This window comes from Arthrobacter sp. P1_D4 (assembly GCF_056406115.1).
In genome coordinates this window covers 606,822-629,241 of the sequence record NZ_JBFUAU010000002.1, presented here as the reverse complement: position 1 = coordinate 629,241, position 22,420 = coordinate 606,822, and the positions used below count along the sequence as shown (strand labels likewise).

The 22,420-nt window shown below is 66.1% G+C and carries 14 protein-coding genes; 6 read left to right on the top strand and 8 right to left on the bottom strand.

The genetic code is table 11. From position 1 onward, the window contains the following. Positions 1-224: 224 nt before the first annotated feature. The 4 genes from AC1D0A_RS03915 to AC1D0A_RS03900 form a co-directional block, all read right to left on the bottom strand. Complete coding sequence (locus AC1D0A_RS03915) at positions 225-1,316, bottom strand: glycosyltransferase family 4 protein (RefSeq protein ID WP_243177383.1); 1,092 nt, start codon at positions 1,314-1,316, stop codon at positions 225-227. Next, positions 1,313-2,239 (bottom strand): alpha/beta fold hydrolase, encoded by a 927-nt coding sequence (locus AC1D0A_RS03910; protein WP_243177384.1) that lies wholly within the window; start codon positions 2,237-2,239, stop codon positions 1,313-1,315. Before AC1D0A_RS03910 ends, AC1D0A_RS03915 begins: the two co-directional genes overlap by 4 nt. Positions 2,240-2,250: 11 nt before the next feature. Further along, on the bottom strand, positions 2,251-3,120 hold the full coding sequence (locus AC1D0A_RS03905) for an aldo/keto reductase (protein ID WP_243177385.1): 870 nt from the start codon (positions 3,118-3,120) through the stop codon (positions 2,251-2,253). 83 nt (positions 3,121-3,203) lie between these two features. Further along, entirely contained in the window at positions 3,204-4,166 is a 963-nt protein-coding gene (locus AC1D0A_RS03900; RefSeq protein WP_028276454.1) for a sugar-binding transcriptional regulator, read from the bottom strand. Between the two features lie 123 nt (positions 4,167-4,289). On the opposite strand from AC1D0A_RS03900, the gene AC1D0A_RS03895 reads away from it, so the two are divergent. From AC1D0A_RS03895 to glpK, 3 genes are all read left to right on the top strand, one after another. Beyond that, positions 4,290-6,113 (top strand): glycerol-3-phosphate dehydrogenase/oxidase, encoded by a 1,824-nt coding sequence (locus tag AC1D0A_RS03895; RefSeq protein WP_476945222.1) that lies wholly within the window; start codon positions 4,290-4,292, stop codon positions 6,111-6,113. A 156-nt stretch (positions 6,114-6,269) separates the two neighbouring features. Continuing rightward, entirely contained in the window at positions 6,270-7,022 is a 753-nt protein-coding gene (locus AC1D0A_RS03890) for an MIP/aquaporin family protein (protein WP_028276452.1), read from the top strand. 54 nt (positions 7,023-7,076) lie between these two features. Then, positions 7,077-8,591: a glycerol kinase GlpK gene (gene glpK, locus AC1D0A_RS03885; protein ID WP_243177386.1), complete on the top strand. Its 1,515-nt coding sequence runs from the start codon at positions 7,077-7,079 to the stop codon at positions 8,589-8,591. A gap of 76 nt (positions 8,592-8,667) precedes the next feature. On the opposite strand, the gene AC1D0A_RS03880 is transcribed toward glpK, so the two are convergent. Genes AC1D0A_RS03880 through AC1D0A_RS03865 form a run of 4 tightly spaced genes read right to left on the bottom strand, consistent with a single transcriptional unit; the run spans position 8,668 to position 16,390 of the window. Beyond that, positions 8,668-9,606 (bottom strand): hypothetical protein, encoded by a 939-nt coding sequence (locus tag AC1D0A_RS03880; RefSeq protein ID WP_476945221.1) that lies wholly within the window; start codon positions 9,604-9,606, stop codon positions 8,668-8,670. A 31-nt stretch (positions 9,607-9,637) separates the two neighbouring features. Next, positions 9,638-12,784 (bottom strand): efflux RND transporter permease subunit, encoded by a 3,147-nt coding sequence (locus AC1D0A_RS03875; protein ID WP_476943613.1) that lies wholly within the window; start codon positions 12,782-12,784, stop codon positions 9,638-9,640. A gap of 1 nt (position 12,785) precedes the next feature. After that, positions 12,786-13,244, bottom strand: coding sequence for a hypothetical protein (locus AC1D0A_RS03870; protein WP_028276449.1), 459 nt, complete (start codon positions 13,242-13,244; stop codon positions 12,786-12,788). Then, complete coding sequence (locus AC1D0A_RS03865; RefSeq protein ID WP_476945220.1) at positions 13,241-16,390, bottom strand: efflux RND transporter permease subunit; 3,150 nt, start codon at positions 16,388-16,390, stop codon at positions 13,241-13,243. Before AC1D0A_RS03865 ends, AC1D0A_RS03870 begins: the two co-directional genes overlap by 4 nt. Positions 16,391-17,266: 876 nt before the next feature. Between AC1D0A_RS03865 and leuS the strand changes: the two genes are divergently transcribed. From leuS to AC1D0A_RS03850, 3 genes are all read left to right on the top strand, one after another. Beyond that, on the top strand, positions 17,267-19,798 hold the full coding sequence (gene leuS, locus AC1D0A_RS03860; RefSeq protein ID WP_476943611.1) for a leucine--tRNA ligase: 2,532 nt from the start codon (positions 17,267-17,269) through the stop codon (positions 19,796-19,798). A gap of 148 nt (positions 19,799-19,946) precedes the next feature. Then, a complete protein-coding gene (locus tag AC1D0A_RS03855) occupies positions 19,947-21,023 on the top strand; it encodes a DegV family protein (protein ID WP_243177392.1) in 1,077 nt (358 codons plus the stop codon). A 113-nt stretch (positions 21,024-21,136) separates the two neighbouring features. Next, positions 21,137-21,322, top strand: a complete 186-nt coding sequence (locus AC1D0A_RS03850) for a hypothetical protein (protein WP_243177393.1) — start codon at positions 21,137-21,139, stop codon at positions 21,320-21,322. Positions 21,323-22,420: the final 1,098 nt, after the last annotated feature.

Below are 22,420 nucleotides of genomic sequence, written 5' to 3'. Positions count from 1 at the left end.
ATTGCGTCCCCGCGGCTCACGTGGCCCCACCGGCACGGCGGTCCCTCTGTACAACGGGCGCGCCTGCCGGCGGCCATTCGCCACAGACGGCCAGAATGAGGGTCCGTATTGCGGCCCTCTGCGGCAAATGGGTGGTCGGGGCCCGCAACACCGGCGTCATCCCGGCCTCGCTGCGGGTGGGGCGCGGAGTGGATCTCCGCGACGGCCACTTACAGCCGTTCCGGCTATTTCCGGTCGCGGGGCCGGTTCCGGAGCGCGACGGCCTCTTCGGCGACGGCCACGAGCCGCCGCGCCGACTCATCCCAGCTGAAGTCTGCGGCCCGCTCCACTGAACGGCGGGACCGTGCCTTCCACAGGGCGGGGTCCTCGAGCGTGCGCACCGCCTCGGCAAACTCCGCCGGGGAGTCCGGATGCACGTAGCTGACGGCGTCGTCACCAACCTCCCGGAAGATCGGGATGTCGCTGGCAATCACCGGCGTGCCGTGGGACATGGCCTCGACGAGCGGCAGTCCGTAGCCCTCGGCCCGGGACAGGCTGACCAGGGCGGTGGTGCGTGCCAAAAGGGCCTCATACTCGGCGTCGGTCACCCCGTTGTGGAAAACGATGCTTGCGCCCTCCGGAGCCAGGGCCTCGAGTTCGGCCCGCCGCTCGGGCGTGATGCGGCTGAGCAGATGCAGGGTCATGTCGGGGAGTTCCGCCATGCCGCGGACCATGGTCTCCACGTTCTTGTAGGGCATGAATGAACCCATGTAGAGCAGCGTCTTGTCGGCCCCCGCCCCGGGATCGCGCGGGGTGTGGCCGTGCTGGGGGGCGTTGCCGACAATCCTGACCGGACGCCGGGTGAGCCGGTACTTCGCCATCAGGGCCGCCGTGGTGGAGCTGATCGTCGCCACGATGTCCGCCCGGTTCAGCAGGAGCCGCTGGGGCCAGAAGGCCTTGTGGTACAGGCGCCACAGGACCCTGACGGGGGCCGGCAGGAATCCGGGAGGGGTGGGGTGCTCGTAGTAGATGAGGTCGTGCAGGGTCAGCACAAGGGCGTACTTCCGGCCCCAGCTGCCCATGGTCTGCATGGGGCATACCACCACGTCGGCGCCCAGCTTGTTGACCTTGGCCGCCACGAAGAGTTCGGCCGGGGAGAGCGGGCTGTTGATCAGGGTGTACGGAACGTCGGGCAGGAGCGCGAGCTGGCGGGTGTCGCTGATCAGCATCGAGACGTCGGCGATCCTGGCGGCCGCCGCGATCAGGCTGGCGCCGTAGCGGCTGATGCCGTCGTGGTGGTCCAACCGGGTGAAGCGGGCATCAATAAGAATTTTCACGCGGCGTGGTCCTTTAGGAAGCGTCGGATGTAGCGGGCAGCGGGCTCGGGGGTTTCGTAGTGGATCAGGTGCCCGACGCCGGGAATGACCTCCAGCTTCCCGTCCGGCAGCCGCGCCGCGAGTTTGTACTGGTCCGCCAGCATGGCGATCTCGTCCTTCTCTCCCGCGATCAGCAGCACCGGCAGCGTCAGGTCGCCGGCCACCTCGGTGACGTTGCTGCCCACCGAGGCCTTGAAGGCCTGAAGCAGGCTCTCCCGGTCCGCGAAGGAGGAAAAATAGGCACTGTGCTGGGCGTGCACGAACCGGCGGATGTCCTTGTCCCCGGTCTTGGCCATGGTCACGCTCATCACCCGCACGATCGCCTGGCTGCGCAGCAGAGCCAGCCCGAGCCGCTGGGGAAGGCATGCGGCGGCCTCGTAGTAGAGCACCGCAAGCTTCGTCATCAGGCCCTTGGGCCCTTCGAGGGCGGGCGCCGCGATGGGATTGACCAGGATCAGCTCGGCCACGGCACCCGGGTTGGCCGCCACGAAATGGCTGGCGATGATCGAACCGAACGAATGCCCCAGCAGGACCGTGTCCGCGCCCAGTCCCAGAGCAGCCATGAAACCGCCAAGGAACTGGCTGTAGCCGGCAACGCTGTGCCCGGTTCCCGCGAAGGCGGCCGAGCTGCCGAAGCCCGGCAGGTCCGGCATGATCAGGCGCATGTCCGTCAGCTGGTCGGCTACCCGGAGCAGGCCGTGGTGGTCGCCGCGGAACCCGTGCACCACCAGGATGGTGCGCGTTTCGGTGGTGACCTCGGCGGGTTCGTAGACCCAGTACGCGATCCGGGCCCCGTCAACCTCAACGGACGCGGCCCGGGTGCGGGCGTCGAGTCCGCCGCTGAAGAGGGGCGTGCGTGAGGACCCGGTATCCACTTGTTCCATTTGTTCGAATCCTATGCGACGTTGTCGGGGTGGGAGCCGGTCCGGAAGCCGCGTTCGAGGCCGCCGACCTCCGTCATATCCAGCGGGGAGAGCTCAAAGTCGAAGACCTCGAAGTTCTCGCGGATCCGGCCGGACGAGCTGGCCTTGGGGATGGCGATATTGCCCAGCTGCAGGTGCCAGCGCAGGATGATCTGTGCCGGTGTGCGGTCGTGTTCGGCCGCCAGGGCCAGGATCACCGGGTCCTTCAGGACCTGGCCGCGGCCCAAAGGACTCCACGCCTCGGTGCGGATGCCCAGCAGCTCATGCTTTTCCCGCAGTTCATCCTGCTGCAGCCAGGGATGAAGTTCGATCTGGTTCACGGCGGGCACCACCTCCGCCGTTTCCAGGAGCCGGTCCAGGTGCTGCGGCTGGAAGTTGGAGACGCCGATTGCGCGGACCTTGCCCTCGCGGTACAGCGTCTCCAAGGCCCGGTACGTTTCCGGGAACAGGCCACGGCGCGCGCACGGCCAATGGATCAGGTAGAGGTCGATGTATTCCAGGCCGAGGTTGGACATGGAGGTGTCGAACGCACGCATGGTGGCGTCGTAGCCGTGGTCGTCATTCCAGACCTTGGTGGTGATGAAGAGGTCCTCGCGGGAGACGTAGGGTGCGGTTTCCCCGGGCCCGCCTCCGGTGCCCTCAAATCCGGACAGGGCACCGATTCCCTTGCCGACGCCGGTCTCGTTGCCGTACATGGCGGCGGTGTCGAAGTGCCGGTAGCCGGTCTCGACCGCCATGGTCACCAGGCTGGCGGCGTCGCCCGGGGGGACCTTGTACAGCCCGAACCCCAGCCGGTCGATCAATACTCCGTTGTTCAGGGTCAGCCGGGGGGAGAGTCTCATGACAAAGACTTTACCCACTGGCGCTGGAGAGTGCCGGACCGCCGTTGCCGCCAGCCGCACCGGTCATGCTGCCCCGCAGCCGCTCAGCCCAGTCCGTCGAACCGGACGAGCCTGCGGGCGCTGGCCTCGTCCAGGATCAGGTCGGTGGCCAGTCCTGCCGCCAGCGCGCCCCTGAGCCCGTTGATTTTGGAAGCACCGGACACCACGCAGATGCGGCGCCGGACCTGGCGGAGCTGGGCCAGGTCCGGGCCGGTGGAGCGCGCGTTGAGAGTGATGCCGTCCGAGGACCCGTCGGCGCGGAAGAACACCGTGGCAACATCGCCCACCACATCGGAGTTCGCCAGGACGTTCAAGTCGTCTTCATCGAGGTAGCCGCCGGCGTAGACGTGGCTGGGGTAGTCGGCGTCGACCGATCCGACACCAAAGATCGCGATGCTCATCCGGGCCTGCAGCTCCAGGATCCGCTGAACACTCCGCTCATTCCACATGGCCTTTTTGGTCGCGGCGTGGTCGAAGAAGGCCGGCACGGGAAACTGTTCCACCCGTGCTCCGTAGGCGCTGCCGAACCGCCGCATGATGTCCGAGGCATAGGTGATACCGGTGGTCTGCATATTCCCGGCGCCGTTGAGCTGGACGATCACGCTGTCGTGGGTGATCTTGCGCGTCAGGTGCCGGCTCACGGCGCTCAGGGTGGAGCCCCATGCGACGCCGATGATGGCGTTGGAGTCCACCAGCGGTCCGATCGTCCGGGCTGCCTGCATGGCCACGCGGTCCAGTGTTTCCGCCTCATTGAGGGTGTCCACCACCGGAACGACATGGACATCCACCTTGTATTCGGCGCGGATCATGCCCTCGAGTTCGGGCCCGGTGTCCAGCGGGCTGCGGATCTGGATCTGCACCAGACCCGAATCGCGCGCCGCGGACAACAGCCGGGAAACCGTGGACCGGGACGTCCGGAGCTCGCGGGCGATGGCGTCCATGGTCAGGTCCTGCAGGTAATACAGCTGGGCCGCGCGGAGGGCGTCGGACTGGCGTGATTGCATCATGACTTTTCCCATCTGCACGTTTGTGCATAGTGCTTGACTCCATTTTCCATTAGTCCAAAGAATAGTGTTGAACGGCGCCGCGCCACGGGCGCGCCGCACAGAATCAAACCCAAGGGAGCAATTTTGGGACAGAAGGACTCAGTCGGCGCACCGGCGAACGATCGCGCCTCGGTGCAGAAGCTTCGGACGCGGCGGCACGCGCAGGTTCTGATCATCGGAGGGGGAATCAACGGGGTCGGAACGTTCCGTGACCTTGCGCTGCAGGGCGTGGATGTGGCGCTCGTTGAGCGCGGCGATTACTGCCAGGGTGCCAGCGGCGCCTCTTCCCACATGATCCACGGCGGCATCCGGTACCTCGAAAACGGCGAGTTCCGCCTTGTCCAGGAGTCGGTGACCGAACGCAACAGGCTTCTGCGGATCGCGCCGCACTACGTCAAGCCGCTGCAGACCACGATCCCGATCTTCAGCACCTTCTCCGGGGTCCTGGCCGCCCCCATGCGCTTCCTGACCCACAAGCAGGGCAAGCACACCGAACGCGGGGCGTTCCTGATCAAGCTCGGCCTGAGCATGTACGACTTCTTCTCCCGCGACGGCGGCACGGTTCCGCGCCACCAGTTCCGCGGACGCAAGCGCGCGCTGGCCGAGCTGCCCCGCCTGCACCCCGGGATCAAGTACGCGGCCACTTACTTCGACGCCTCCGTCCACAACCCCGAGCGCCTCACCCTCGACGTGCTCCAGGACGGCGAGAAGGCCGGCGGCGCGGACAGCCACGCCCGCGCCAGCAATTACGTCTCCCTGGTCTCGCTGGGCGGCTCCGGAACCCCCGGCACCCCCGGAACCCCCGGCACCCCCGGAACCCCCGGCACCCCAGGAACCCCCGGCACTCCAGGAACTACTGTCCAGCTGCGCGATGAACTGACCGGCGAGGTGTTCGACTTCACTGCCGACGTCGTCGTGAACACCACCGGCGCCTGGGTCGACCTGACCAACGAGGCGATGGGGGCGGCGTCGTCGTTCATGGGCGGAACCAAGGGTTCGCACATCGTGCTGGACCATCCGGAGCTGCTCGCGGCGTGCAACGGCCGCGAAATCTTCTTCGAGCACACCGACGGCCGGATCGTGCTGATCTACCCGATGGGGGACCGCGTCCTGGTCGGCACCACCGACGTCGACGCCGACATGGCCCAGGACGCCGTGTGCACTGAGGCAGAAATCGATTACTTCTTTGACCTGATCGGCCACGTGTTCCCGGACATCCCGGTGGGCCGCGACCAGATTGTCTACTCGTTCTCCGGTGTTCGCCCGCTTCCGAAGCACGACGCGACCCAGCCCGGCTTCGTCAGCAGGGACTATCGGATCGAACGCCGTGCGGCGGCGGACGGCGCCGTCCTCAGCCTCGTGGGCGGCAAGTGGACCACGTTCCGGGCCCTCGCCGAGCACCTGAGCAACGACGTCCTGGCCGAACTCGGTATGGAACGGAAGGTTTCGACGGCGAAGCTCGCCATCGGCGGCGGCGCCGGCTTCCCGGACAGCGAGGACGGCGTCCAGCGCTGGATCAAGGCCCACATGTCGGCCGGCCGCGACGCCGCCCGCGTCACCGGGCTGCTGACCCGCTACGGGACCCGCGCCGAAGAAGTCATCCGCTTCCTGGACGGGGCCGCGGCCGGCGAGCAGGACAGGCTGCTGCATTCCACCCGCGAGCTGAGCACCCGGGAACTGGAGTTCATGGCCGCCCATGAGCAGATCGGCCACCTCGTGGACGTACTCATCCGCCGCACGTCCCTGGCCTTTCGCGGCCTGGTGACCGGGGAACTGCTCAACGAAGTCGCGGACATCCTTTCCGGACCGCTCGGCTGGGACGCGGCGCGCCGGGCCTCAGAGATCAGCCACGCACAGGAGGTGCTACAGCGGTTCCACGGTGTCCGGGTCCACAGCCTGGTCGCCTGATATTGCTTGCGTGCCCGGGCAGGGAAGCCCGGGTGCAAGCACTGCGCGGTCCGCCCTGGCGGCCGGCGCAGTGGCTGGCCGGCAGCACGAACATGCTGCCGGCCCCACGGCTTCCAAACTCGCGGACGCCGACAACAGAAAATAGAGGAGTCAAAGATGTCTCTTGGAATAGTTTTCCTATCCGAATTATTCGGTACCGCCATGCTGACCCTGCTGGGTTGCGGCGTGGTGGCCAACGTTGCGCTCAAAGGCACCAAGGGCAACAACGGCGGGTTCCTGATGGTGACCTGGGGATGGGGCATTGCCGTCTTCTCCGGTGTCTATGTTGCCGCCATCTCAGGTGCGCACCTGAACCCTGCCGTGACTTTTGGCCTGCTGGTCAACGGCAAGAAGTTGTACGCTCCCGGCGTTCCGGTCGACTTCGCCTCAACCCTGACCTACTTCGGCGGTGAACTGACCGGTGCCTTCCTCGGCGCCGTCGTGATGTGGCTGGCCCACAAGCAGCACTTTGATCTCGAGCAGGAGCCCGCCAGCCAGCTGGCCGTCTTCTCCACCGGCCCGGCGATCCGCTCCAACCAGTGGAACCTGATCACCGAGATCATCGGCACCTTTGTCCTCGTGTTCGTCATCCTGACCTTCGGCGGGACGCCATCCGGACTCGGCCCGCTGTCTGTGGCCCTGCTGGTCGTCGGCATCGGTGTTTCGCTCGGCGGCCCCACCGGCTACGCCATCAACCCCGCCCGTGACCTGGGCCCCCGCATCGCGCACGCATTGCTCCCCATCAAGGGCAAGGGCTCCAGCGACTGGAGCTACTCCTGGATCCCGGTCGTCGGTCCCCTCATCGGGGGCGCCCTGGGCGGCCTCGTGGCAGCTGTCGTGCCGATCATCATCCCCGTCATCCCTCACTAACCGCCCGTTCAACCGTCAGTACAACTGCCACGCCAAACAGACAAGGACGTCAATATGAACCAGTACGTAGTTGCAATCGACCAGGGCACCACGAGCACCCGAGCCATCGTGTTTGACCACAGCGGCAGCATCGTCTCCTCCGGCCAGATGGAGCATGAGCAGATCTTCCCCCAGCCCGGCTGGGTGGAGCACAACCCCGCTGAAATCTGGAACAACACCCGCGAAGTGATCGGCTCGGCCCTGTCCAAGGCGAACCTGACCCGGCACGACATCGCCGCCGTCGGCATCACCAACCAGCGCGAAACAGCGGTGGTGTGGGACAAGACCACCGGCGAGGCGATCTACAACGCCATCGTGTGGCAGGACACCCGTACTCAGCCGATCGTGGACGAACTCGCCAAGGACGGCGGCGTAGAACGCTTCAAGCAGAAGGTGGGCCTGCCGCTGGCGACCTACTTCTCGGGCACCAAGATCAAGTGGATCCTGGACAACGTCGAGGGCGCCCGGGCCAAGGCGGAGGCCGGCGACCTCGTCTTCGGCAACACCGACTGCTGGGTGCTCTGGAACCTGACCGGCGGGACCGACGGCGGAGTGCACGTCACCGACGTGACCAACGCCTCACGGACCATGTTCATGGACCTTGAGACGCTGTCGTGGGACCAGGAGATTCTGGACGCGTTCGGCGTCCCGGCCTCCATGATGCCGACCATCAAGTCCTCCTCCGAGGTCTACGGCACAGTCCACACCTCGCAGCTGCTGCGCGAGGTTCCTGTGGCCGGCATCCTGGGCGACCAGCAGGCGGCCACGTTCGGGCAGGCGGCGTTCGATGCCGGGGAAGCCAAGAACACCTACGGCACGGGCTGTTTCCTGATCTTCAACACGGCCGAGGAGATTATCCATTCCAAGAACGGGCTGCTGACCACCGTCGGTTACAAGCTCGGCGACGCGGCGCCGCACTACGCGCTGGAGGGCTCCATTGCCGTCACCGGTTCCTTGATCCAGTGGTTGCGGGACAACCTCGGCATGATCGGCAGCGCCCCGGAGGTCGAGACCCTCGCGGCCTCGGTGGCGGACAACGGCGGCGTGTACATTGTGCCGGCGTTCTCCGGCCTCTTCGCGCCGTACTGGCGCTCGGACGCCCGTGGCGCCATTGTGGGCCTGACCCGCTTTGTGACCAAGGCCCATATCGCCCGCGCGGCGCTGGAGGCCACCGCCTTCCAGACCCGTGAGGTGCTGGACGCCGTCAACGCCGACTCCGGCGTGCCGCTGACGGAGCTGAAGGTCGACGGCGGCATGGTCGCCAACGACGCCCTGATGCAGTTCCAGGCGGACATCCTCGGCGTGCCGGTCATCCGTCCGAAGGTGGTCGAGACGACGGCGCTGGGAGCAGCCTACGCGGCCGGCCTGGCGGTCGGATTCTGGAAGGACCTGGGCGAGTGCTCGGCCAACTGGGCCGAGGACAAGCGGTGGGAGCCGCAAATGGACCAGGGCGAGCGGGAACGCCAGATGCGTCTCTGGAAGAAGGCCGTCACCAAGTCGATGGACTGGGTTGACGACGACGTGAAGTAGGCGCCCACAAAGGAGCCCCGGCCGGGAAGATCCCGGCCGGGGCTCCTTTGTCTATTGCACGGGAGCGGCAGGGCCGTTAGTGGTAGTGGTGGCCGTCGTAGCCACGTGCCACCTCAGCGCGCGGCGTCTTCGCGTAGACGTCCTTGCTGACCGTGTAGCCCCGGCGGTCGATCTGCAGTGCCTGCTCGTTGACGCTCTTCAGCTCGGAGCGGCTGAGCTTCTTGATCTTGACGAGATTCAGGAACTCCTGGTCCTCTCCGCCCACGGCCGTGACCTTGATCAGACCCGTGTGCTTGGAATAGAACTTTCGCTGGTGGCCGGCGCTTGGCGGGTCCAGCGGGTTGAACTCATCGATGACCAGCACATCGCTGTAGCAACCAGTGGCGACGCAGACGCGTTGGTCCTTCGCGAACACATCACCGCAGTCCAGGAAGTCCACGCTGGGTGCGTAGGCCTGGGGGTAGGCGGGGGTCTTCAGGCGCGGGTGGCTCTGCATGGCGATGCCCGCCTGGGCCTTGTCGATGCCGCTGATGAACGTACTTGGCGCGCCCACAAGCTTCCCGTTCTCGTACTCCTCCGGATATTCGCCGAAGAGCCACACGTCTCCCTTCCGTGTCTCGGCGAAGAAGGCAAGTTCCGATTCCGCGAGCTCACCGTCGGAGTAGTCCCGGTCCCAAATCGCGATGGTCTTCACCCCGTCGATCACCTTGGTCAGCCCCGTGACCGTGCTGACAACCTTGCGGGTGGTTGTCCCGTCCGGGGAGACTACTTTGCCGGTGGTGGTGTACTGCGTGCCGGGTTCGAGGGGGAACCACTTGTTGTCAATCTCCGGCCTGGACGGGAAGGCGCCGCGGTTGAATTTGATCGCCGAGCCGGGGCCGCACAGTTCCTGGGAACGGGCGACCGCCGGCGCGGTGGCTGCCGTCGCCGCGGCCGCCGTCGCCGCCGTCAGCGACGCCACCACCAGCAAGACCGCGGAGCCGTAAGCGGTAAATCTCTTAGATAGTGGAGTCATCTGACTGGCCTCTCATTGTTGGTAGTTGTTGCTATACGGCTGATACAGGTTCCGGCTCGCGGGGCTGACGGTCATGACGTGCCGGACCCTTCTTGGCGAACCGCAAGTAGAGCGATGGAACGATGAACAGGTTGACCAGTGTCGATGTCACCAGTCCACCCAGGATCACCACGGCCATAGGATGCTCGATCTCATGGCCGGGGCGGTTGCCCATCACCACCAGCGGGACCAGGGCGAGTGCGGTGGCGAGCGTGGTCATCAGGATTGGTGACAGGCGTTCGGCTGCGCCCCGCAGGACCAGGTCCCGGCCGAACGGCACGCCTTCGAACTGCTCCAGGTGCTGGCAGTGGTTGATGAGCAGGATGCCGTTGCGGGCGGCGATGCCCATCACTGTCAGGAACCCGACCAGCGACCCGAGGGACAGGATTCCGCCGCTCATGTGCGCGGCGATCACCCCGCCCACCAGTGCCACCGGCAGCGTCAGGATGCCCAGAACGGCAAGCCGCCAGCTCCGGAATGCCGCCTGGAGCAGGAGGAACACCACAACCAGGGCGCCCATCGCGAAGAGGAGAAGCCGCTGCGAGGCGGCCTGCCGCTCCGCGTATTCGCCCAGAATCTCGGCGCTGTATCCGGTGGGGAACTCCACGGACTTGAGATCGGATTCGAGTTTTTCGACGACTTTGGCCAGATCGCCTTCCTTGACGTTGGCGCTGACATCGAGGCGGCGGGACCCTTCCGAACGCTCAATGACGTTGGGAGTGGGCTTTACCGTGATCTTGGCGACATCGGCCACCCGGATCTTCTGCCCGCTGGGAGTGTCCAGCGGCAGGTTCTCGATGCTTGTGACGCTGGTCCGGATCGCCGGAGGACTCCAGACCTGGACGTCAAAGGCCTTGCCGTCCCGGTAGACGTCGCCGACCTCCTCGCCGGATACCAGGGTGGCTGCGGCACGGCGGACGTCACCGGGCTTCAGGCCGTAGCGGTTGGCGGCGTCCAGGTTCACCTCGACGTCCACCTGCGGAACGTTGACCTGGAGTGCGACTTTGGCTCCGATGGCACCCTCGATGCCGGCCAGGGCAGTCTTGACCTTGTCCGCCTGCTTCTTCAGCGTGTCCAGGTCATCGCCGTACACGCGGACCACGATCGAGTAGCCCGTACCGGTGAGCACCTCGCGGACACGTTCCTTGAGGTAGGTCTGGACGTCCCGGTGAATGCCGGGATACCCGTCCACGACCTGCTGGATGGAGGCCAGGGTCTTGTCGTAGTCGACCGAGGGGTCAACGCTGATCCAGTTCTCGCCAAAGTTGACTCCCACCACCTCATCGGCGGCGAAGGCCTGACCGATGTGGGACCCGCAGTTGTTGACGCCTGGAATGGTCATCAGCTCCTGGCAGGCCAGTTGGCTGACGCGCACTTCCTCGGCGTTGGAGGTGCCGGGTTGCGTGACCCAGTGCATGAGGAAGTCACGTTCCTTGAACGAGGGCAACAGTGACTGGCCCAGGAGCGGGGCCGCTATGATTCCGACGACGCCGAGTGCCGCCACCGCGAGGTAGCCCGGGAGCGGGCGTTTCACAATGGGACGCAGGGCGGCGCCGTACCAGCGCTTGAGGACCCGGACCACCGGCGGATCGCGGTCTTCGAGTTTGGCATTGCGCAGGAAGATGTACGCCATGGCCGGCGTGACCGTGAGGGCCACCAGCATGGACGCCATCACCGCCAGGGTGTAGGCGGTCGCCAGGGGCCGGAAGAAGGCGCCCGTCAGGCCGTCCAGGAAGAAGATCGGCACCGTGGCGGCAACGATAATCAGTGTGGCGTAGACGATGGGGCCGCGGACTTCCAGAGAGGCGTTGACGACCACGCGGGCGGTGCTTTCGGTCCCGCCGCTGGCGCGGTGGTGCCGGAGCCGCCTGACGATGTTCTCGACGTCGATGATGGCATCGTCCACCACGACCCCGACGGCAATCACCAGCCCCGCAAGCACCATCGTATTAATCGTGCCCCCGGTCCAGTACAGCACCAGGGCCGCTGCCATCAGCGACAACGGGATCGCCGTCACGCTCACCAGGGCTGTCCGCCATTGGAACAGGAAGACGCTCAGCACCAGGACCACCAGGAAGCAGCCCAGCAGCAGCGCGAGGCTCAGGTTGCCGAGCGATTCCTCGATGAACGAGGCGGGCCGGAACAGGGTGGTGTCGACTGCGATTCCGGTCAGGCCGGGCTGCAGTTCCTTGAGCGCTTCCTCGACCCCGCGGGTGACTTCGAGGGTGTTGCCCCACGGCAGCTTTTCGACGATCAGCATCAGTCCGGGGCCGCCATTGATGACCGCGTCACCGATCAGTTGCTGGTGGTCCTCCACGACGGTTGCCACGTCGGCGAGCTTCAGGGGAGGCAGTCCTTCGCGTTCCTCCAGTGGCACCTGGGCAAGGTCCGCCGGAGACGTGATGGGTTGTACGTGCCTGATGGACATGCTCTGGCTGGGTGTTTCCAGCGCCCCTCCGGTGCCGATCAAGGCACCGGGGGAGTACTTGAGCAGGCCGGCGTCCAAGGCGTCGGACGTGGAGTTCATGACGTTTTCCAGCGTCACGTTGTTGGCTGCCAGTTTGGTCGGATCAACCTGGACCTGGAGCATCTGGAGGCGTTCGCCCCAGATCGCCACGTTCGCCACGCCCGGCACCCGCAGCAGGTGTGCCCGGATGTTCCAGTAGGAAACCATGGACATTTCGATCAGGGAGCGGGTCTCGGAGGAGAGTCCGATCTTCATGACACGGCTGGTGGAGGACAGCGGCTGGAGCATCACCGGCGGCGCGGCCCAGGTCGGCAGGGTCGGTATGACCGTTGCCATCCGCTCCGACACCAGCTGCCGGGCGGTGAGCAGATCGGTCCCCGGCTTGAACTCCATCACGATGGCGGACAACTGCGACACAGACTTCGACCGCATCTGGTCCAGGCCGTCTATGCCGTTGAAGGCCTGCTCCATCGGAACCGTTACGAGTTCCTCGACTTCGGAGGCAGTGAGACCCAGACATGCCGTCTGGACCTCGACACGCGGCGGTGCAAACTCCGGGAAAACATCCACCGAAGCGCTGCTGAGTTGCGCGCCGCCCACGATCATGAGGGCGGCCGCCATCGCAATGATGATCGACCGGAACCTCAGGCTTGCAGCGACAATCCGGCGCATGTCAGTGCGCCGTATCGAATTCAGCGCCGAAGAGTTCAGCCGCGCCGACGGTCACGATTGCGGTGCCGACCGCGGGCCCGGCCGAGGCCGTGACCACTCCGTCCTCCACCTTGGCTACCGTGACCGGCTGCCGCTGGTAGACCCGCGGGGCCGGGTTGGTGTACACCCAGGTTTTTCCGCTCGCGTCGTAGAGCAGGGCTGAGTAGGGCACGACGACGTCCTTACCCTTTCCGGCCTTGACGGTGTCGGTCTTCAGGTCGAGGCGCTCGATTCCCTTCTCCGTCAACGTCAGTTTCGCGATGCCCGTTGCGGCATTCTTCTCCACCTTGGCGGGTTCGTTGGCCGAAACGGCGGCGGGGGCCGCCGCCGTCGTCTGGGCACATGCGGGCAACGCGAACAGAAGTGCTGCGCATACAGCGGCCGCCAGGGGCAGGCGCCGCGAGGGCTGTTGGCTGGTCATTTTGCTTCCACCTTTTCCTGCGTAACGGGCTGGACGGGAACTTCGGCCTCGTACACTTCGGCCCACTCTTCCGGGGCGGAACCGGGTCCGAACCAGAGTGCGAGCAGGGGGAGTACGAAGATCCCGATGAGAGTTGTCGTGATGAGTCCGCAGACGATGATCAGGGCCATCGGGCCCAGGAAGGACCCGCCGACGGCGCCGCCGAAGAGTCCCGGCGGGATCAGGATCGCCACCGTGATCAGGGCTGCCTTCAGAATGGGCGAGACCCGGTCCCGGGCCGCCATCATGATGACCTTGTCAGGGGATTCGTGCGGGGCGGCCCGCCACAGTTCATCCGTCCGGGCGGAGAGCAGCGCCGCGTTGCGGGCGGCAACGGCCAGCACCGCGGCAAAGGCCGTGAGCGCCAGCACACTGATGGCGCCTCCCGCGATCCAAGCTGCCACGGCGGCCCCGGCCAGCGCGGCCGGCAGGGACAGGAAGATGGCAAGCGCCAGCTTCCAGCTCCGCACCGCTGTCTGGAGAAGGAGCAGGATTCCCAGGAGGGCAGCCGCGCCGATCCACAGAACCATGGCGTCCCCGGCGAGCTGTTCACTGTACTTCATGGGGATTTCGGCGTGGTATTCCAGCGGGAACTGGATCTGCTCGATCGCCGCGTTGATGTCGCGCTGGATATCCGCGAGCGGACGTCCGCTGACCTCGGCCACCACGTCGATCCGGCGTGAGGTGTCATCGTGCAGGATCACGACTTCATTGGGAACGAGCCGGATGTCGGCGATTTGGCCCAGCTGGACCTGGCCGCCGCTGGGCGTGTCCAGCAGGAGCTCACGGATGCTGGTCAGGTCATCCCGGACGTCCACCGCGCCGCGCACCACCACTTCGAAGACCTTCTGCTGTTCGAAGAGGTTGCCGACGACGATGCCTTGCATCAGGGCGGCAGCGGCGCGGCGTGCGTCGCCGGGTTTGATACCGACCTTCTGCGCCGCTTCGAGGTTGACCTCGACTTCGACGATGGGCGTCATGGCGCTGGCGTTGATCGTCGGGTTCTTCACGCCGTCGACCTTTTCGATGGCCCGGCGGACCTCTTCAGCCTTCTCGCGCAGGACGGGCAAGTCTGTTCCGTAGACGCGGACGGCGAATCCGGGATCCATGCTGCTGCGCTCCTGGCCGATCTGCTGCTGGGAGTAGTTCACCACGTTGTGGGCGATGCCGGGGTAGCCCTGGACGACGTCACGGACCGCCTGCTCCGTTTCGCTGAAGTCGGCGTCCGGGGTGATGGACACCCAGAGTTCCGCGGAACTGTTCCCGACAACCTGGTCGGAGGAAATGGCGCGGCCGATGTGGCCGCCAACTCCCGAGACACCCGGCAGGGTCCGCAGTTCGTCGGACGCTTTGGACGCCACCCGACGCACCTCGTCGTTGGACGTGCCTGCCATCGAGTCCCACTGCACCAGGAGTGTCCGGTCCGGAATCGTCGGCACGACCGCCCGGTTCCCGACCAGCTGCGATGCCGCGGCGAGCCCCAGCAGTCCAACGACGGCGACAGCGACAATGCCGAGGGTGCGGCGGGAACGTGCCCCCTCGAGTGCCCTGTCGTAGGTGGACCTGGCCCGGACAACACCGGGCGAGTCCGCCCGCCCGGCTTTCTCACCGGGAAGCAGGAGATACGCCAGTACCGGTGTCACGGACAAGCCCACCAGCATTGACACGGCAAGCGCCAACGCCAGGGACCAGAAGAGGGGCTGGAAGAACGCACCGCCGACTCCTGTGACGAACAGCGTCGGTACGAGCGCGAGGGCCATGATGAGGGACCCGTGGAACAGCGGTGTGCGGACGCTGCGGACAAGCTGGACCATGCGGAACCTGATGGTGGCATCTGTCTCGGTCTCGGTGGTCCGCAACGGCCGGCGCCGCTGCGCCTGCACATCCTCCACGATGTCTCCGACAATCACGGAGACGCCCAGCAAGATGCCGGCGAGGATTGAGATGTTCAGTGTGGAGTCGAGTAAGTAGAGCACCACTCCCGCGGCCATGACGGTGGTGCTGATCGCGACGAGGGCGATCACGGCCACCCGCCAGGAACGGAACAGGGCCCAGAAGAGCAGGACGGCGATCATGAGGCTCACGAGCAGCGCCAGGCCGAGTTCGTCCACGGCATCCTGCAGGAAGGAGGCGGGCCGGAAGACGGACGTGTCCATCTGGATCCCGGAAAGCCCGGGCTGCATGTCGTTCAGCGCAGCCTCGAGGTCCTTGGTGACCTGCAGCGTGCTGGCTCCGGGGAACTTCTCCACGACCAGCAGGAGGCCCGCATCCTGGCCGACGACGGCATCGCCGATCAGCGGCTGGTGGTCCTCCTTCACCTGGGCAATGTCACCCAGGAGCATGGGAGATCCGGCGTCTTCGACGCTGACCTTGGCCAGGTCCTCCGGCGTTCGGATGGGCAGCACGTGCTGGATGCCCAGGCGTTGGCTCGGCGACTCCACGAACCCGCCCGTGCCGGGGGTGGACGCCTCGAGGAAGCTCAGCGGCGACACCCAGACAGCGTTGCCGGTGGTCTTGATGACCTGTTCGAGCGTGATGCCCTTGTCACGCAGCTGCGTGGGGGTCACCTCTACCTGGAGCTGCTGCTCGCGCTGTCCCCAAATGGAAACGTTGGCGACCCCGGGAATACCGATCAACCGCGGCTTGATCTTCCACCGTGCCAGGACCGACATTTCGATCCCGGATAGCTCTTTGGAGCTCATCCTGACCATAAGGACGCGGCTGGTGGACGACAACGGCTGCATGATCAGCGGCGGCGCCGAGACGTTCGGCAGCGCGTGGGCCTGGGTCATGCGTTCGGCCACGAGCTGGCGCGCGCGCAGAAGGTCGGTGCCCGGCTCGAACACAAGCTCGATGGAGGACAGGCCGGGAACGGATTTGGACCGGATTTCATCGAGCCACGCCACCCCGTTAAGGAGGTCGGCTTCCATCGGAGCAGTGATGAGCTGTTCAACTTCGGCAGCTGAGAGGCCCAGGGCCTCGGTCTGGATCTCGACGTGGGCCGGGGCGAACTCGGGCATGCTGTCGATGGCGACGTGGGGGATGTTCACTACCCCGAAGGCAATGAGTCCGGCCGCCATGGCGAGAACCAGGATGCGGAACTGCATACTGAAACGGGTGATCCAGCCGAACATGGCTAGCCCCGTTCCAGGGAGCCGGCGTCGCGGGTGCGGCCGGCGGCGGATTTCGGCAAGTGCACGGAAGAATTGCGCAAGTGATACATGACAGGCTCCTCAACCCGAGACCATTTGCGAATCCCCCCAAGAGATCCCATTTCTTGCTGATCTTTATCGAATAGTGTTCCCATTTGAATCGTTTGGCAAGATCAAAATTTTAGGCCTGCGTCCCGGCTTTTCACGGGTTTCTCCCAGCTTGGAGGCTCACAATGCGCTCTCCAAACAAACTTCGTGGAAGGGCCCGGGCGCCCGCGGCGGGCCACCCGGGTGTTTGTTGTCTTTCTACCTGTCTTCCGCGCCGAGCTACCCGAATTTCTGTCGTAGTTACGTGCCAGATACGTCGGGCAATTGGCAGTAAGTACCGCTATTCCATAGGTATGTCGTTTGTAACAATTGCGGACATAACAGCCCGCGCAGGGCGCCGGAGCGCGAGTCGACTGCGACTACCGGGACGCGAGCGGCCCGTTGGTTCAGCGCGAACCAGCCCGAGGGGCTAAAGTGGTCCTATGCGCGCCGTGCTCCTGCTTAGCTAGCCGCCCGGCATCCCGGCGAGACCTCGATTCCGAAGAGTCCCCGGATTGCCGAGCGGCGGCCCCTCCATGTCGAGGGGCTTTTGTGTGTCCGGGGTACATTCCGGTCCGCAACGCACGAGGTAACAGCAGGAGTACCACGTACGGACAGTATGGAGTCAGGGCCGGGCAGCCGGCGGTGACAGTGCAGACTTGATGGTGAACAGGCCTGGCGGCAGGCAGGCCTGAAGGTAGACAGGCCTGGGTAACAGGCCGCACAGAACAGAAGAGGCCAGCAGTGAGCGTTCAGCCGGAAACACAGACCGGATCGCCAGCAGCCGCGGCGGAGGGGCCTGAGGAAGGTACCTACAGCTTCGCGGCAATGGAAGCCAAGTGGCCGCAGGTTTGGGAAGACCTGAAGGTCTTCACGCCGCTCGACGACGGCTCAAAGGAACGCCGCTACGTGCTGGACATGTTCCCGTATCCGTCCGGTGACCTTCACATGGGCCACGCCGAGGCGTTCGCGATGGGCGACGTTGTGGCGCGCTACCTGCGCCAGCAGGGCTACGACGTGCTGCACCCGATCGGCTGGGACTCCTTCGGCCTGCCCGCGGAAAACGCGGCGATCAAACGCAACGCGCACCCAAGTGAGTGGACGTACGCCAACATCGACACCCAGGCGGCGTCGTTCAAGCGCTACGCAATCTCCGCGGACTGGTCCCGCCGGCTGCACACCTCGGACCCGGAGTACTACCGCTGGACCCAGTGGCTGTTCACGCGGTTCTACGAGCGTGGACTGGCCTACCGCAAGAATTCGCCGGTCAACTGGTGCCCCAAGGACCAGACCGTGCTGGCCAACGAACAGGTGGTCAACGGCGCCTGCGAGCGGTGCGGCACTCCCGTGACCAAGAAGTCCCTGAACCAGTGGTACTTCAAGATCACCGACTACGCCGACCGGCTGCTCGATGACATGGACGAACTGCGCGGGCACTGGCCCGAACGCGTCCTCGCGATGCAGAAGAACTGGATCGGCCGTTCCGAGGGCGCCCACGTCAACTTCGTGATCGAAGCCGACGGCGGCAAAGCCGCCAAGGACGTCACAGTCTTCACGACGCGCCCGGACACCCTCTACGGCGCCACGTTCTTCGTCGTCGCCGCCGACGCGCCGCTCGCCGTCGAACTGGTCACCGACGAGCACGCCGCCGCCCTGGACGCCTACCGGGAGCAGGTCAAGGCGCTTTCCGAAATCGAGCGCCAGTCCACCGAGCGCGAAAAGACCGGCGTCTTCACCGGGCGCTACGCGACCAACCCGCTCAACGGCGAAAAGCTGCCCGTCTGGGCCGCCGACTATGTCCTGGCCGACTATGGCACAGGCGCCATCATGGCCGTCCCGGCCCATGACCAGCGCGACCTCGACTTCGCCAAGACCTTTGACCTGCCCGTCCGGGCAGTCCTGGACACGGGCGAGGAAGACCCCGCTGCCACGGGCATCGCCACCACCGGCGAGGGGACCCTGATCAACTCCGGCGGCCTCGACGGGCTGCCGAAGGCCGAGGCCATCCCGGCGGCCATCGAAATCCTGCGCGAGTTGGGCACGGGCGAGAAGTTCGTGAACTTCCGGCTGCGTGACTGGCTGCTCAGCCGGCAGCGGTTCTGGGGCACACCGATCCCCATCATCCACTGCCCGGCCTGCGGGGAGGTCCCGGTCCCGGACGATCAGCTGCCCGTGACCCTGCCGGCGGACCTGCGCGGCGAGGACCTGTCCCCGAAGGGCACGTCACCGCTCGCCGCGGTCGAAAGCTGGGTCAATGTCGAGTGCCCCAATTGCCAGGGCCCGGCCAAGCGGGACACGGACACGATGGACACCTTCGTGGATTCCTCCTGGTACTTCCTGCGCTTCGTCTCTCCGCAGTACACCGGCGGTCCGTTCGATCCGGAGAAGATCAACGACTGGATGCCGGTTGGTCAGTACGTGGGCGGCGTGGAGCACGCCATCCTGCACCTGCTCTATGCGCGGTTCTTCACCAAGGTCATCCACGACCTCGGCATGATTGAGGCGGACGAGCCGTTCAGCGCACTGCTGAACCAGGGGCAGGTGCTCAACGGCGGCAAGGCCATGAGCAAGTCCCTGGGCAACGGCGTCGACCTCGGCGAGCAGTTGGACAAGTTCGGCGTGGACGCCGTCCGCCTGACCATGATCTTCGCCTCCCCGCCGGAGGACGACGTCGACTGGGCGGACGTATCGCCGGCGGGCTCCGCGAAGTTCCTGGCCCGGGCCTGGCGCCTCGGCCAGGACGTCACAAGCGCACCCGGCGTCGATGCCGCCACCGGAGACCGTGCGCTGCGCACCGTCACCCACCGCACGATCGCCGATGCGCAGGCCCTGTTGGACAACAACAAGTTCAACGTGGTTGTGGCGAAGCTGATGGAACTGGTCAACGCCACCCGCAAGACCATAGATGCGGCCAGCGGTGCCGGCGGTGCGGACCCAGCAGTCCGCGAGGCCGTGGAGGCCGTAGCCGTCATCCTGAGCCTGTTTGCGCCGTATACCGCCGAGGATCTGTGGAACGTCCTGGGGCACCCTGCATCGGTCGCCAACGCAGGCTGGCCCACGCACGACGACGCACTGCTCGTGGAGGACACGGTCACTGCCGTCGTCCAGGTGCAGGGCAAGGTGCGGGACCGGCTGGAGGTTTCCCCGGACATCTCCGAGGAGGACCTGCGCGAACTGGCGCTGGCATCGGATAATGTCCAGCGCGCCCTCGACGGCCGTGGCCTTCGCACGGTGATCGTGCGGGCGCCTAAACTGGTCAACATCGTCCCGGCCTAGCCGGACGAACCAGCCTGCACTGGCCGCCGGCTGATCCCGGCGCCCAGTGCAGACAACCAGTGCAGACAACCGGTGCAGACAATGGGACGGGCACAAGTGCCCCCGCCGGAGAAGTAAGTCCACGCGTCCCCACAGCAGGAGGTCCTCCGTGCCACACCGCGAGCCGTCAGGCTGGCCATGGCTGCGCGAGCGGCTTGTTCGCCTGCGGCAGGGTTCCCGGGACAGCATCCCCGAAGCGGCTCCCGCCGCCGTCGTGCAGGTTGCGGTGGTCACGGACTCTGCCGCCGCGCTGCCCGCGGACTGGGTCCGGGCTTTCGCTGCCGACGGCCGGCTCACCGTGGTCCCAATGCCCGTGATGGTCGGCGCCGAAATCTACGGCGAGGGTGAGGACGACATTGCGGAGACCATCGCCGTTGCCCTGGCCAGCGGCAAACCCGTCAAGACTTCGCGTCCGTCACCGGGGCAGTTTGAACACGCCTACCGGGAGGCCAGCGAGCGTGGCTTCCAGTCCGTGGTCTCCATTCACATCTCCGCGGGGCTGTCCGGGACAGCCGACGCCGCCCGCCTGGCAGCCCAACGGGTCGGCATACCCGTAGAGGTCCTCGACTCCCGGACGGTCGGAATGGCCCAGGGGATGGGCGTGCAGGGCGCGGTGGTCGCGGCCGCCGACGGCAGGAGCGCGGCCGACGTCTTGGCCTTCGCGCAGGACCGGCTGGACCGCACCAAAGTGTACTTCTATGTCCCGACCCTGGAACAGTTGCGCCGGGGCGGCCGGATCGGGGCGGCGGCCTCGCTCTGGGGGACCATGTTCTCCATCAAACCCATCCTGGCGGTGGAAGACGGCCGGATCATCCCGCTGGAAAAAGTCCGGTCAGCGGCGAAGGCCATCGCACGCCTGGAAGAAATCGTGGCCGCGGACGCCTCCGGCCGCCCTGCCGGTCAGGCGCGGCTGGCTGTGCACCACTTTGGCAACCAGGCCGAGGCTGAGGACCTTTCCCGGCGCCTGGCCGTGGCATTGCCGGCATGTCCGCCGGCCCAGATCAGCGCTCTCCCGGCAGTCCTGGCGGCCCACGCCGGGCTCGGTGTGCTCGCCGTGATCGTGGGGGAGGGCAGCACACCCGCAGCAGCGAAACCCGATGCCTTCGCCGGGGACGTCGCCAGCCCGGACGGCGGGGAAGCGCGCCCTGGCAGGGCGGCGGCCGAAGCGACGGAAGCCGGCGACTAGCGCGGCGGGTCCATGTGCTCTATCTGCGCGGGCGCTGGACTCTGGCCGTGAACGGGCGGCGGCGGTAAAGTCACTCCACCGAACCCAGAGAACCAGCGAACCCGGAGGCCGCCATGGCAATGCAGGTGCACCACGTAGCCCAGCTCGATCGCGACGTTGCCGAAGAGGTGACCAAGTGGCTGAAATACCTCAAAGGCCAAGTGACCAGCGTTCAATTCCTCACCACCACGGTCCCGGATCCCAAGGCCGCGGACAAATGGCGGGTTCAGTACGAGGCATACATCACCTACCAGAAGTGAACCCCCGACTGCAGCTGCGTTTCAGGGGGTAGGCACGGGCGTTGTCCGTCCGGGCGTCGGCGATGCTGTAAGCGCGGGAGTGGCTGGTTCCGTTGGCGCTGTCTCTGGCGTTGTCGCTGGCACGGTGGTTGGTGGGGCGGTCGTTGGCGGGACGGCCGGCTCGGACGTTGGCGGGGCGGGCGTTTCCGGGACCGTCGGTGGGGCGGCCGGCTCGGACGTTGGCGGGGCGGGYGTTTCCGGGACCGTCGGCACGGTGACTGGCGCGGMCGGCGCGGACGTTGGCGAGGCGGGCGTTTCCGGGACCGTCGGCACGGTGACTGGCGCGGACGTTGGCACGGTGGTCGGTATGACGGTTGGCGTCGTGGGCGCGGGTGGCGACGCTGACGTTGGTGGGGTGGTTGGCGTTAGGGAGGCCGGCGGGGCCGTTGGAGGCGGAGTCGTTGGCGGCGGCGTTGGCCCGGGGTCTGGCTGATTCGGCCCGATAGTGTAGCTGGGCTGCTGGCCTGAGCCGTTGACCCACAGGGCGGCCTGCACCCTGCGGGCACTTCCGGGCTCCAGCCACCAGAGCACCTGCACGTTGCAGTGGTAGACAATCGTGACATTGGCGACGGCGCCCTGCGGCGGAACTGCGTGGATCGAGGTGGCGGCCGTTTGGGTGGTCCAGATGAAATTCTGGTCGGCAGTCATTCCCGCCGTGCCGTCGACCGAAACATGCGCTATGCCGTACAGACCGTACTGGGGGCAGAAACTGCTTTCCAGAGAAAACTTGACCACCTGGGTTGAGGTGGCTTGCGTTGTGTCTGCCACGACCGGCGGGGCTGGCAGCATGCTGCCGCCGAGCGCCAGCACCGCCGCGGGCCCAAACAACCACTTCATTGCACACCAGCTTTCGACGCCTGATATTTACATCCAGGCGATCAGGGTTGCCCCCAGCCGGCAAAGTCTTCTCGATTGGATGCAGACGTTACCACCGGGTCCGGGCGGGCACCAGCGTAGGGAATACTTGCCTGATGCCGCGGATCTACGCGTATTACTCAGGTATTTCCACATACGCCCGGTCTCCGGTATCAGCGGGGGGTGAGGACTGCCTAGAGTCGT

Excerpts from the sequence above, each read along its gene's own strand:
- AC1D0A_RS03910 (WP_243177384.1), bottom strand. The coding sequence starts at position 2,239 with ATGGAACAAGTGGATACCGGGTCCTCACGCACGCCCCTCTTCAGCGGC.
- AC1D0A_RS03905 (WP_243177385.1), bottom strand. The coding sequence starts at position 3,120 with ATGAGACTCTCCCCCCGGCTGACCCTGAACAACGGAGTATTGATCGAC.
- AC1D0A_RS03900 (WP_028276454.1), bottom strand. The coding sequence starts at position 4,166 with ATGATGCAATCACGCCAGTCCGACGCCCTCCGCGCGGCCCAGCTGTAT.
- AC1D0A_RS03890 (WP_028276452.1), top strand. The coding sequence starts at position 6,270 with ATGTCTCTTGGAATAGTTTTCCTATCCGAATTATTCGGTACCGCCATG.
- glpK (WP_243177386.1), top strand. The coding sequence starts at position 7,077 with ATGAACCAGTACGTAGTTGCAATCGACCAGGGCACCACGAGCACCCGA.
- AC1D0A_RS03880 (WP_476945221.1), bottom strand. The coding sequence starts at position 9,606 with ATGACTCCACTATCTAAGAGATTTACCGCTTACGGCTCCGCGGTCTTG.
- AC1D0A_RS03875 (WP_476943613.1), bottom strand. The coding sequence starts at position 12,784 with ATGCGCCGGATTGTCGCTGCAAGCCTGAGGTTCCGGTCGATCATCATT.
- AC1D0A_RS03870 (WP_028276449.1), bottom strand. The coding sequence starts at position 13,244 with ATGACCAGCCAACAGCCCTCGCGGCGCCTGCCCCTGGCGGCCGCTGTA.
- AC1D0A_RS03865 (WP_476945220.1), bottom strand. The coding sequence starts at position 16,390 with ATGCAGTTCCGCATCCTGGTTCTCGCCATGGCGGCCGGACTCATTGCC.
- AC1D0A_RS03850 (WP_243177393.1), top strand. The coding sequence starts at position 21,137 with ATGGCAATGCAGGTGCACCACGTAGCCCAGCTCGATCGCGACGTTGCC.